This window comes from Paenibacillus sp. Negev47 (genome assembly GCF_058313655.1).
This window is the reverse complement of sequence record NZ_CM177754.1, coordinates 1486385-1498739: the sequence shown is the minus strand read 5'-3', so window position 1 is coordinate 1498739 and position 12355 is coordinate 1486385. Positions and strand designations below refer to the sequence as shown.

14 protein-coding genes are annotated in these 12355 nt (G+C 43.1%); 7 read left to right on the top strand and 7 right to left on the bottom strand.

The genetic code is table 11. The features are described 5' to 3' along the window. Window positions 1–68: 68 nt before the first annotated feature. Window positions 69–935: an AraC family transcriptional regulator gene (locus AC4G47_RS06935; RefSeq protein ID WP_491105454.1), complete on the top strand. Its 867-nt coding sequence runs from the start codon at window positions 69–71 to the stop codon at window positions 933–935. Between the two features lie 65 nt (window positions 936–1000). Here AC4G47_RS06935 and AC4G47_RS06930 read toward each other — a convergent pair whose 3' ends face one another. Further along, complete coding sequence (locus tag AC4G47_RS06930) at window positions 1001–1267, bottom strand: type II toxin-antitoxin system HicB family antitoxin (protein ID WP_491105452.1); 267 nt, start codon at window positions 1265–1267, stop codon at window positions 1001–1003. A gap of 112 nt (window positions 1268–1379) precedes the next feature. Continuing rightward, the gene (locus AC4G47_RS06925) at window positions 1380–1973 is read right to left on the bottom strand and encodes a YdeI/OmpD-associated family protein (protein ID WP_491105450.1); all 594 of its coding nucleotides are present in this window, start codon (window positions 1971–1973) and stop codon (window positions 1380–1382) included. A 268-nt stretch (window positions 1974–2241) separates the two neighbouring features. Here AC4G47_RS06925 and AC4G47_RS06920 point away from each other — a divergent pair, with 268 nt between their 5' ends. Both AC4G47_RS06920 and yidD read left to right on the top strand, forming a co-directional pair. Beyond that, entirely contained in the window at window positions 2242–2466 is a 225-nt protein-coding gene (locus AC4G47_RS06920; RefSeq protein WP_491105449.1) for a hypothetical protein, read from the top strand. A gap of 13 nt (window positions 2467–2479) precedes the next feature. Further along, window positions 2480–2986, top strand: coding sequence for a membrane protein insertion efficiency factor YidD (gene yidD / locus AC4G47_RS06915; protein WP_491105448.1), 507 nt, complete (start codon window positions 2480–2482; stop codon window positions 2984–2986). Between the two features lie 100 nt (window positions 2987–3086). Here yidD and AC4G47_RS06910 read toward each other — a convergent pair whose 3' ends face one another. Both AC4G47_RS06910 and AC4G47_RS06905 read right to left on the bottom strand, forming a co-directional pair. Continuing rightward, window positions 3087–4253, bottom strand: coding sequence for an iron-containing alcohol dehydrogenase (locus AC4G47_RS06910; protein WP_491105446.1), 1167 nt, complete (start codon window positions 4251–4253; stop codon window positions 3087–3089). Window positions 4254–4935: 682 nt separating this feature from the next. Next, window positions 4936–5883 carry a helix-turn-helix transcriptional regulator gene (locus AC4G47_RS06905; protein WP_491105444.1) on the bottom strand — a complete coding sequence of 316 codons (948 nt, stop codon included), beginning with the start codon at window positions 5881–5883 and terminating at the stop codon, window positions 4936–4938. 260 nt (window positions 5884–6143) lie between these two features. Here AC4G47_RS06905 and AC4G47_RS06900 point away from each other — a divergent pair, with 260 nt between their 5' ends. Together AC4G47_RS06900 and AC4G47_RS06895 are read left to right on the top strand one after the other, a co-directional pair. Then, window positions 6144–7100 carry an MORN repeat-containing protein gene (locus AC4G47_RS06900; RefSeq protein ID WP_491105442.1) on the top strand — a complete coding sequence of 319 codons (957 nt, stop codon included), beginning with the start codon at window positions 6144–6146 and terminating at the stop codon, window positions 7098–7100. 17 nt (window positions 7101–7117) lie between these two features. Then, window positions 7118–7462 carry a hypothetical protein gene (locus AC4G47_RS06895; RefSeq protein WP_491105440.1) on the top strand — a complete coding sequence of 115 codons (345 nt, stop codon included), beginning with the start codon at window positions 7118–7120 and terminating at the stop codon, window positions 7460–7462. Between the two features lie 128 nt (window positions 7463–7590). Here AC4G47_RS06895 and AC4G47_RS06890 read toward each other — a convergent pair whose 3' ends face one another. Next, entirely contained in the window at window positions 7591–8052 is a 462-nt protein-coding gene (locus tag AC4G47_RS06890) for a MarR family winged helix-turn-helix transcriptional regulator (protein WP_491105438.1), read from the bottom strand. A gap of 136 nt (window positions 8053–8188) precedes the next feature. On the opposite strand from AC4G47_RS06890, the gene AC4G47_RS06885 reads away from it, so the two are divergent. Beyond that, a complete protein-coding gene (locus tag AC4G47_RS06885; RefSeq protein ID WP_491105437.1) occupies window positions 8189–9067 on the top strand; it encodes an SDR family NAD(P)-dependent oxidoreductase in 879 nt (292 codons plus the stop codon). Window positions 9068–9138: 71 nt separating this feature from the next. Here the strand turns inward: AC4G47_RS06885 and AC4G47_RS06880 are convergent, their stop codons facing one another. Beyond that, on the bottom strand, window positions 9139–9966 hold the full coding sequence (locus AC4G47_RS06880; RefSeq protein ID WP_491105435.1) for a sugar phosphate isomerase/epimerase family protein: 828 nt from the start codon (window positions 9964–9966) through the stop codon (window positions 9139–9141). 230 nt (window positions 9967–10196) lie between these two features. Between AC4G47_RS06880 and AC4G47_RS06875 the strand changes: the two genes are divergently transcribed. Next, entirely contained in the window at window positions 10197–10898 is a 702-nt protein-coding gene (locus tag AC4G47_RS06875; protein WP_491105433.1) for a DUF6199 family natural product biosynthesis protein, read from the top strand. 124 nt (window positions 10899–11022) lie between these two features. On the opposite strand, the gene AC4G47_RS06870 is transcribed toward AC4G47_RS06875, so the two are convergent. Beyond that, on the bottom strand, window positions 11023–12345 hold the full coding sequence (locus AC4G47_RS06870) for an LLM class flavin-dependent oxidoreductase (RefSeq protein WP_491105432.1): 1323 nt from the start codon (window positions 12343–12345) through the stop codon (window positions 11023–11025). Window positions 12346–12355: the final 10 nt, after the last annotated feature.

Below are 12355 nucleotides of genomic sequence, written 5' to 3'. Positions count from 1 at the left end.
TTGAAGTCATTCGCTTGATCCATTAAAATTAAATAATAAAAAATTGAAGAGGGAGGGGCCTCCTGTTTATGAATTTTAACGATTCAACCTATTACATGGAGCACCCTTTCCATGACACTCCCATTTCCATGCATCCGGTAGAAATACGAAATAACCAATGTCAAAAGCATGCGCATTCCTTCTATGAATTGTCTTATGTATCGGCAGGTCAAGGAACACTCTCGATTGATGACAGCTGTATCCCAATCACTCGTGGAGACCTGTTGTTCATTCCTACAGATACGAGACATGTGTTTCAGACCACATTGAATCAGCCTGTCACGCTCATGAATTGCCTAGTGGAGAAGCACATATTATCGGGGCCTCAAGCTATCGGTGATCGTATGATCTATGATGATATTGATGAGCTCACTCATACATTCCGTACTTTGGGGAACGGCTTCAAAGTATCTGAGCACAAGAAAGAATTCGGAAAGATCATGTACTCTTTACACCTTGAACTTCAATGTAAGGAATCAGGATATCGATACCGACTGTATCTTCATCTGATGGACTTGTTAACTCGCATACGGCATACCGAGCCAAGTGATCTTCAGTCTACTCAAGGGGACATGACCAACCACATTCAACTTGCAGTGAACTATATATCCAATCATTATAATGAATCCGCCATTCTTACTCGTTTGTGCGAGCGATTTGCCATAAGCCCTCGCCATTTCCAAAGAACATTCAAACAGGTTACCGGGTTCACCCTAACGCAGATGTTACAAAATAAACGTATACAACGAAGTTGCGAACTGTTATCCGAAACCGATTGGAGTGTGCAAACCATTGCCCGAGAGGTAGGAATACAGGATATGAAGTACTTTTATCGGATATTTAAAGAAAAATGTGGGATGACCCCTAAAGAATTCAGGCAGCCTCAAGGGTCGTGATTCAAAGAAGTCGACGATGTACTAAATTCAGTTTGGTGAATTCAGATATGTAAATATAGAGTTCATCAACAGTACGTAATACTTGCTTCAATTAAATATGCTTTATCTTTAGAGTTCAATAATTCAGGCATTATCCTTTGAGGAGGCGGAATATCTTCAACAGGTTCTCCATCCAAAAATAATTCAAGTGCTTCTTTCGCCATGAATAAGGCTTCTTCAACTGAATCCCCACAGGTGATACATCCAGGCAAATCAGGAAATGTAACATTAATTCTATCTTCGGCAAGATTAAAAACTGCGTAGTATTGGTAAGTTCGAATTATATGGGACACTCTCCTGTTATCTACACTTTTAGAAAAAACAGCAAAAAGCCTTTCGGATTATATCTGAAAGGCTTTCAACTCGTTTTCACTCTTAATTTCCCTCAAATATATTGTTATAAGATTAATCATTCAAACCTTTACCCTCCAGGATCGGCTGCATGTACTTCTCTATTCGTGATACTTTCGTTTTGGATTGCTTTGGTTGTGAGAAATAATAGAGATATGCCCGCTGCCGTCCGGGTGTCAGTGCTTCAAATGCGGCCTGGAAGGCAGGATTTTCATTGAACTGCTGCTGAAGTTCCTCGGGAACGCTATATTCGGCAGTTTTTTTCATTTCCACTTGCAATCCAGCCTGTTCCACTTCAATCGCTTGCTGGATATAGGCTTTGATCATAGCCTCCTGCTCCACAATCTGCTCCAGACTGGTGAAGCGAAGCTGGCGCTCTGCCTGTACATTCTCCGTTTGCTGGACCAAAATGCCATGCGTGTCCTTAAACAGAGCACCTTTGAAAAACAGAATGGCCACGTACTCTTTGAATCCATGGATTAAGACGATGTTTTTTCCATCCAGCATGTAACAAGGGTGCATCCATTTCATATCTTCGGTCAGTTCAAAATCCCGAATAATCTCTCTCAGCTTTGTGGACTCTTCCTTCCACGTTTTGAGTTTCTTTAGATAGCCGTCAACTTTGCGATTCCCACTTGTATCGGTCATGGAGAAATACCTCTCTTTATCTCATGGTTTTATAGGTTCAATTGTACTGGTTTTCTGTGGATTGTACAGCGTTTGCTTACAAAGCTTTTATTGACTTTTCCAAATGAATTTAAACCTTAATAGCAACAAAGACCATCCTATTAGATGGCCTATAATTTAATTTAATCCAATCTCGTATAATAAGTTTCAATCGACAGTTAACCATACCCATAGTAAAATAATGGAATGTCTATTATCATAATTCCAACATAATGAAAGGATGTTTTAAATGAGAGAGTATACAGTCGTTCCAGGTCCCAAAAATGTTCAAGTAAACCGAGGTGATACTCAGGCTGCTATTAATTTATTTTCTGATATCATCAATCACAAAGCACAATCCGGGTGGATCTATCAATCCATGGAGTCGCTAGCTGTCACCGAGAAGCCCGGTTGTCTCCAGCAACCCGTTACAACGCATCATTATATGCTTATTTTCTACAGAGAGATTCAGTAATAGTTTAACAATCATGAGAAACTCAGAATCTGAGGAACTGATATATAATAACATGCCATCCGAAGAAGAACTTATTAGACTCTTACATACACATCATGAAGAAAACGATCCTCGAAGCAGTTTCTATATAAGAACTCATGTTATTCCAGAAATCGATTGGTTGAAGTCTTTGCTTAACCTTACACTTGCATTATTCACAGGGCTAATCATCTCTATGATATGTTTCTATCTCTTGAATCCATTCATTCCAGTGTATGCTTTGCTGAGTGCCCAGATTGTTTTTATAGCAAGTATGTTCTTCATCGTTCTACGACGTGCTAGAGTGATCCTGATATGGAGTATTAGAATTTATCAACGTTTTGCCCCCATTGAAGTGAGAAACAAATGTCGTTTTGAGCCAAGTTGTTCTATGTATATGATTCAAGTTATTGAGAAATACGGGGCGGTCAAAGGTCTTTCCCTAGGGATTCATCGTCTTCGAAAATGTAATATCAACGGTGGAGGATATGATTATCCTTAAAGCAAAAAGGCCCATAGACAATCTATGGGCCTTTTGGTTTGGTTATCCTTTCTGGCTTACGCTAAAATCCCTTAATTTAGCATTTGAGATAGTCTTTATCTTAAAAATTTACGTCGATGCCATAGAATGCAGCTTCATATAATTTTCTCATTTGTTCAGTGGACGTTTCTCTAGGATTTGTGCCTGTACATGGATCTTTCATTGCATTGACAGCCATGGTTGCTACATGCTGGAAGAAGTCAGCTTCTTTAATACCAAACTCTTGTAATGTAGCGGGAAGCCCCATTTCACGGTTAATATGACGTACCCATTCCACTAAGGAATCCGTTAATTCCTGAGGAGTGTCCCCTTTTAAATTTAGACGAGCCGCGAGATTAGCGTAACGATCTTCCACGACTTTGCGATTAAACTGAATTACGTACGGCAAATAGATGGCATTTGCTAATCCATGAGGAATATTGAAAATCGGACCGCTCTTGTGTGCCAAACTGTGAACATTCCCCAAGACTGCATTAGCAAATGACATACCTGCCATGGCCTGAGCATAATGAACTTCCTCTCTTGAAGCAATATCCCCTTGGAACGAAGTCAGCAAACGATCTTTTAGTACCTCAGCGGCTTCAATCGCAAGTGCATCGGTAAAAATCGTACGTGGTTTAGCCACATAAGCTTCAATGCTATGCGTTACTGCATCCATACCACTGTAAGCAATCATATGTTGAGGCATATGACTAACCAAAGCAGGATCTATAACAGCCATATCCGGTGTGAGCCCAAAATCTGCCAAGGGATATTTAATGCCTGTTTGCTCATCCGTAATCACCGAAAGATTGGAGATTTCCGCAGCCGTACCACTGGTAGTAGGAATTCCAATAAATTTAGCTTTGATTCGAAGCTCTGGTAAAGAAAAAGGAACAGCAGCTTGTTCAAAGGTCAATTCTGGGTACTCATAGAAGATCCACATCGCTTTTGCAGCATCCATTGGTGATCCACCACCTATACCAATCACCCAATCCGGTTGGAATGTTCTCATTTGTGCAGCTCCAGATTGGACCATAGCCACAGTAGGTTCAGTATTAATCCCTTCTATAAGCAGTGTTTCCATGCCTGCTTCTCCAAGTAATTGTGTTATTTTATCCAAATGACCTTGCTTCTTAATGGAACCTCCACCAACAACCAAAGCGGCCTTACGGCCCTTTAACGTTCTCAAAATATCTAATGCATTCTCTCCGTAATAAATATCTCGCGGAATTGTAAATCTGTTCATGTTAAGTTCCTCCCCTTGCTGGTGTCTTGATTACATTTCTTAGTATAGAAGGCCTGTTTCATTTTGGTAAGTACGCACTTTATTTACAGATACTTACCTATAAGTTGCATAGTATCCTCAAGTAAACCAATCACTAACTTACAAATGAGTGATTTAACAAGTGAAAACTTCGGAAAGAAAATCTAGTTATAAATACGGTACTATATCGTTCTTTAATTCAGAATGATATCCTTTTAAAACGGAACCGAGCAGTTCTGTATATGTAAAGGTTAAATAATTAGTTTCTACATTATAGGGGGAATTAGTGGTAAAAATTGCACAACTCCATGCGTTTGGAGGCCCAGAACATATTCGAATTATCAGCTCCAAACAGCAGAATTAGGAACAGGCGAGGTACGTATTCGGGTAGAAGCAGCAAGTATCAGCCGTGATCCTTCTATTTTTTATGAGGGGAAATATTTCAGCCTGTATAGAGGTCTCCCCCGCTTAATTTCTTCTGGCTTTTCATCAGACAACCTCCCGTTCCGTTACAGTTCAGGATCATAGCTGGAGACACAATCATTATAGAACTGTTTCGTTCTATAAACAGTAATGTTATTCTTAATTTACAGCGCTAATAAGTTCCGGATGATGCCTTTAGTAATATACCAAAGTATAAAAAAACACTACTGACAAGAGTATGTCAGTAGTGTTTTAAGATATTTTTGGCTACTTCCTGCATTCGGAAGCGTAAAGGCTCTGGCTCCAATACCTCGATACCTCCACCCCAGCCAAGTAAATAATGCAATATTTCCTCCAGATAGCGGACACGAAAATGAAAAATGACACCTTCCTCTTGCTCCTCAAATGCATCCATGTAAAAATGAAGGGCCTCCATAATTTTGTCAGCAATTTCGGGTTTCGCCCTAATTAACACCTGTTCGTTACGGTCTTCAGGAGGTCGATAACTGTTCAGATCAAAATCCGGCGACAACAGGAAATGATCCTCCAGCACGGAAAGTTCAGTCATGCGTGACAAACGAAAATGGCGAATATCTTGCCGCATATCACAACGTGCGATCAACACCCAATTCTCCTGAACAAGTGAGAGTCCATATGGTGAAACCTCACGCATGTTATACCGATTGCCATCCGTTCCTGGCATTTTTTTCAGGTACATAAAGCTGATTTTACGTTGTTCCAAAATGGCATTACGTATTTGGTTAAGGTATGTTTTCACTCTCGCTCTGGTTAAGGGCTCAACCGTATGAAGCAGCCTCATCGTTTCCCGAACACGCGTGGATTCATTACGAACGGATTCTGGTAAAATCGCTTCAATTTTTCGTTGAGCCGACTTAGCCTGCATCGCGTATTCTGTATCCATTCTCTGTTCGATAAAATCAGCTCCCATGAGCAGGGAAACGGCTTCTTCTGCTGTGAAGCTTACCGGGGGCAGGAAATATCCTTCCATGAGGGAATAACCATGACCCGGAGCTCCCATAATTGGAACGCCAGCTTCACTTAAGGCCTGAATATCTCGATATATCGTCCGTACACTTGTCTCAAATTGAGCAGCTAAATCTTCTGCTCTTAGCATCTTTCTTCGCTGCAATTCAAGCGTAATCGCAAGCTGCCGCTCCGTTTTGTTCATTTTCCAAGCCCCCACCGTTTCATCATCCAAACCTAACTCATTCTATCACAGTAACTTGCCCTTTTGTTTCGTGAATTACAGCAATGGACCGTCTTACATACCATCTGAAGAAAATCTTTTGTGAACTGGGGACGAGTTGTTTGTGAAATCCGACCTATCTCCACTTTATATTCATACTGGAAAAATACGATATATAAACCGATAATGTTGAAGATGACGAACAACGCAAAGATCATATTCATTGAAGGAGTTGCACACTTTTGAAAAGATTCTATCTAGGTTTTGGATTAACGATCACTATTATCATTGGACTATTATCAAGCTCTACTCCAACAGAAGCAGCATCGAAGAAAGTAAACTTAAAATTGTCAGATGGAGCGACGTACTATGGTGAAGTTTTAAACGGGAAACCTCATGGTAAAGGAACCGCAAGATGGGGAGAAACCGAAGTTTACTCTGGAGATTGGGTGAGTGGTAAGCGGCAAGGAAAAGGCAAGTATACATATACATTAGTTGAAGGTGGAGGTGTCCCCTTTGAGGATTACAATGAATCTAATATGGGCCATGGAACAGGTGAATTCACTACAAAAACCTACACCGGATCATGGATTAATGATACATATCATGGTAAAGGAAAAGAAATTACGCAATGGTTAGAAGTACAGTATCTTACTTCTGATGGCAAGGTTTACCCTGTACATGACCGTTACAACAACACCATTAACGATGGAACATTCAATCAGGGCAAGATGTCTCAGGGATATTACGCAATCCACTCTTCAGATACTGTCTCACTAGGATATACTGATCATACAACTACGATTGCTCTCAAAAATGATTATTTCAACGAAAAGTTAACTGGAGATCAGGACTTTTTTGACACGATTATCAATTATAAAAAGAAACACGGTTCTTCTGAAAAATATATTGGGATTAAACCATCCGAATTCTCCAAAGGTACATTAACTAGTGGCAAATTCACGGGGGTCACGCATCTAATCGATTATAGTAATTCAGTTAGTTATTCTAAACAAGTCATAATGAAGGATAACGTATTAAAAGAGAATCACATAACATCTGCCGTCTTTGATAAGGATCGCAAGAAAATCATTCATGAATTCCTTCAAGCTATTAAGCCCTATTCAGTCAAAATCAATATCATCTCTGACGAGATTATGTCATTAAAAGACATTAAGTATGAGGAAATGATTCCCTAGGTAGTGGAGGTCACAAAATGAGAAAAAAGCGATGGATTGTGAGCATAGTCATTTTGATTATTATACTTTTCATGAGCGAATTGATGATGTTGTCCTCAGGAAAGGTTGGAGTTCTCAACATAACGCAGAGAGTTATCTCAGGTGCACCTCATGTTATCGTTCAAGGGCAGACACTGTCTTACCAAGGTAAGGTTCATTGGGAGGATATCCAAAGTAGTATCGAAGAATATTCCGCAAGCGATGAAGGAACGGTCTTGTATAAAGCACTAGGCACCCCTGTCCCACCACCTTGGATATATGTGAGAAAAGGAAACCATCAGGGTTTCCGTTATAAAATCCCGCAGCTTCCCTGGAAACTATAAAATGATCTGGGAACATCACGAGCGGACATCACCAGATGTCCGCTTTTGCTATGAATTTGTAGTCTACCTCGCTCAATGGTCATGTCCTATGGTTCGTGTATCGAATACAATCCACAATATAGGACCTCTCACTTACCTTCCAATCCGTTAAACTGCCTTAGCATGGCGGTGAAACGTTCCAGTTCCTTATCATCCCACCTGGATATACGGTCATAAAAAGCTGACTCCTTCTCCTTGAGCGCACCAACCGTCGATTGTTGACCAAGTTCCGTAAGAGACAGTAACACCCCGCGCCGATCTTCGGGGTCTGGCTCTTTGCTAACATATCCCGACTTTTCGAGTTGTTTGATTAATCGGCTGACCGAGCTGCGGTCCATTGCCGTCGCTTCTGCCAAAGCAGCCGCGCTTGCAGGACCATAAGAGTACAGCCACCGAACCAGGTGAAAAGCGGCAGGTTGCAGGTTCGCATCAAAACGCTCGGCAGATCGAACGTTAAGCGCATGCGAAGCACTGATCAGTGCATGAATTTGCTCACCCAGCGCTAGCTCCAGGGTTGCTCTGTCTTTGGTTTTGACTGGATTTTCACTCATTATTGTTAACTCCCTCTCCTCAATACATGAAAGTAGACTTCCGGAAATATAGTTGACAAATATCAATTAATATTTATAGTTGATTTATGTCCATTATATAATTCCGAATCTATTCGTGTCAAAAGGAGATCTACTCATGAAAACTAAACATCCCATTATTGTAATTACCGGAGCAACAAGCGGTTTAGGGCAGCTTGCTGCCATCGAACTCGCCAAACGCGGGGCACATCTTATACTCACAGCCCGAAGCAAGGAACGTGCAGAGGCTACCAGGTACAAAATCAAGGAAATCATGCCTTCTGCCAAAATCGAATTTTTCTATGGAGACTTGTCCTTACTGAGTGATGTAAAACGTATTGGGTTAGAGATTGCAGCCGCTTATCCGCGTATAGACGTACTTTTGAATAATGCCGGACTTCATGCTTTTGAACAGAGAGTCACGTCCGAAGGATATGCCGAGATGATTGCCGTCAACTATTTGGCGCCTTGGCTGTTAACGCACACCTTGCAATCTTCCCTGATTCAGTCGGGCCATGCCCGTGTCGTCAATGTTGCATCTGAAGCTTCGCGGAATCACGGCACACTGGTGTTGCCAGATGACTTAACGGATATCACTCCTTTTACTGCACGCGGTTCCTCTCCAATCTATGGCAAAACCAAACTGCTCAATATTATGTTTACTGGTGAACTAGCCAGACAATGGCGCGGAGCCGGAATTCGCGTAAATGCCTTGAATCCTGGCTTTAATGTTACGGGTCTTGGACGAGAGCTATGGTTTGCAAGTGTGCTTGAACGCATGTTAACCTTTTTGCACATCGGCGACCCGCGCCGGGGTGCGGATATCATTACTCGGTTGGCTGTGGAACCGAGATATGGTGAGGTTTCGGGAGGATATTTCAAAGTGGGCACTGGAGCATCTATTGTTCCTATACATCCTGGCGGAGATGAGGCCATGCAAAGCAGACTGTGGATCGTTACGACACAACTGATGAAAGATCACGGCTTGCTGGACTAATCGAAAAAGAACAGGGGTGTTCCATAAGCCATAAACACAGCTAGGAACAACCCCTCCTTTTTCTCAGTAACTCAGATTGTCGCAAATACCTTGTCGAAACCCGCTTTCGACTTGGCTAATATTTCACTCGAACTTAGAGTCGACGCTGGAGCCAGTACTTCCTGAGCCACCACACCATTGTAGCCAATAGCCTGCAGATTTCTCAGAAACCCACCCAGATCAATGACCCCTTCGCCGGGGTACAAACGCTCATAATCCAGCAATTCTTCAACGGGTAGATCATAAGCATCATTAATGTGAACATGAACAACCTGTTCTTTCTTCAGCTTCAATAGATCTTCCATCGGTAGACCATTCGTATGCCAGTGATAGGAATCCACCAATAAACCTACGTTAGGCGCATGGATCGTCTCGATCCAGTCCAGCGTATCCTCCACACGCCAGATAAACGGATTCTTCCATTGCGTTCGCAAGTGATGGCAGCCCACAAACTCCAGACCCAACTTAATCCCGTAAGCGTCCAAGATATCTGCGCAAAGTCTCAAACGTTTCGTAGCCGCTGCCATAAATTGCGCTGCCGGTTGATCCGTTGAGGGTAAAATATACGTGCAACAGCTGTAACAGTCCAGCGAAGCAGAAGCTTCTGCCATAGCGACCAACGATTGCAATCCCTCACGGAATTGTTCATCTGTCGTCCGCCACTCCACCGTCAGACCCGATGAACCGATGATCACCTGGTTGCTCTCTAGCAGATGTTGTGCCTGTTCCTTGCCATACGTTTCAATCAATGAGAGCGGATTCAAATCTACAGACCCGAATCCGTGCTTGGCCGCATCTGTGATATATTGTTCATCAGACTCGATGTTTCCCAAACCCGCATTTGTTAACCCTCTAATCATCCCAATCTCCTCCTGTGACTCGTCTGGAATTACAGATTGTCCAACACTCTTTTGTCCCCTTAACCAACACTCTGGTTTGAACAGGGCATAATTTTATAATAACAGCACTCTCTAAAAAAGAAACCATAATGTCCCATTCTTGAAATACCATAACAAGTCATTGCAACTTATGTCCAATTATCACGTATTAAAACCAACATCTAATTAAGGAAGGGAATGGTAATCAGAAAATGCTCTCCATACCCACAAAGCATGTCCCTACCCTTGTTTTTCTGGTATGCGTTGTCGTTGTATCCTTACTTGTCGGGGCATTATCCAGACCCTATTTTACTGAGCCCATATTTTATGTAGATCAGCATAAATACACTTACGATCACGAGCAAGGCAATCAAATTACGTATGAGAGCAGTACAGCAGACCCCATTCAGGTCACCGTCAATCAGCAGAAGCGTACGGTCAGCATCGATCAGCAGAACTATGTCATTACCCATATCGCATCCACCCCTATTGCAACGTATAACGTGGTATACCCTAACGACCGCAAATATACAGTTGAACAGCAATCCGAGCAATTATTAAGCTACGATGAAACTGGGAAGATGCTCTCTCGGGTCAACATGTATGTAGACAACCAACGAGTCATGGAGGATGCCGAAGAGCGCTATACTCCTGCCACGCTCGTGACCGCTGCCTATCCGGTTTATCATCATACGCCAGGTACGCCTGTTCTCCTGTTCATTGCACTTGCCGGACTCATCTATGGATGGTGCAGCTTCTATTATCCAAGGTTTCAAAAGTTTCAATTCCTGCTCTCCCTCCGCTGGATATGGTTAAAAGATCCCGAACCTAGCGAATTTTATTACCTCATGTGCAAAATTGGCGGTATAGCTTGCATGATCGTAGCCATCTGGGCCGCGTTTCAGGCATTTTAAGATATCTTCTTCTGATTGGAGTATGCTCAGAAATGCTCTGCATCAGAAAAACGGTAATCACGTCCTATCCATGGATGTGATTACCGTTTTGTTTTATTTTATAAGGTTCACAATTAAAATATATCTATCTCACTCGCTCTAACGTATATCGATTACGCGGAATTTCAAGACCCAGATTACCACGGAGCGTATCCTGTTCATATTCAGTCCGGAACAACCCTCGTTCTTGCAGAACCGGGACAACCAGTTCCACGAAATCTTCCAGTCCATGGGGCACCACGGTACGAACATTGAATCCGTCTGCCGCTTCGCCTTCATACCATTCCTGAATCTGATCTGCGATCTGATCCGGTGTACCGATAAACGATGTGCGTGGAGTCGATGCCAGCAACGCCACTTGGCGCAGGGTCAGCCCCTGTTCCCGTGCCTGCTGCTTAATCTTATCTGTTGTACTGCGGAAGCTGTTGCTGCCGATCTCCCCTATCTCGGGAAAAGGTTCGTCCAGCGGGAACTGGGAAAAGTCATAATGATCGAAGTACCGTCCCAGATAATTCAGCGCTTGGTCAATACTGACCAATTCAGCAATCTCCTGATACTTCCGCTCAGCCTCTTCCGCTGTTCTACCCATAATGGGACCGATGCCTGGGAAGATCAGAATATCCTCTGCCTGACGTCCATATGCCACTGCTCTTGCCTTCACATCCCGGTAGAACTCCCTTGCTTCCTCCAGCGTCTCATGTCCTGTGTATACGGCATCCGCCGATCGGGCAGCCAGATCTTTACCAGATTCGGATGAACCCGCCTGGAAAATCACCGGATGACCCTGCTTCGAACGTCCCACATTAAGAGGCCCCTGTACGGAGAAGTGCGCCCCCTTGTGATTCAGCGTATGCATCTTCGCAGGATCGAAGAATATGCCCTGCTTCTTATCTCCGATAAAGGCATCGTCCTCCCAGGAGTCCCACAGGCCTTTGACCACATTCAGATGTTCTTCCGCTATTTCGTAGCGCAGAGCATGGTTCGGATGTTCGCCTTTGCCAAAGTTCAGTGCCGAGCCTTCCAGAGGTGAAGTGACCACATTCCACCCGGCCCTCCCACCGCTTAATTGATCCAGGGAGGCAAATTGCCGCGCAACCGTGAAGGGTTCACTATATGAAGTAGACAATGTAGCAACCAACCCAATGTGAGAAGTTACACCGGCGAGTGCGGACAGAAGCGTCAGAGGTTCGAAGCGATTGAGAAAATGAGGATTGGACTTCTCGTTAATGAAGAGACCATCTGCAATAAAAAGCAGATCGAACTTCCCTTTCTCCGCGATACGTGCCTGCTTCTGGTAGAATTCCAGACTAACACTCGCGTTAACGGGAATGTCGGGGTGACGCCAGAAGGAAATGCTGTTCCCTACGCCGTTCAGATTGGCTCCCAGTTTCAATCGTCGTTGTGACATATATATTCCT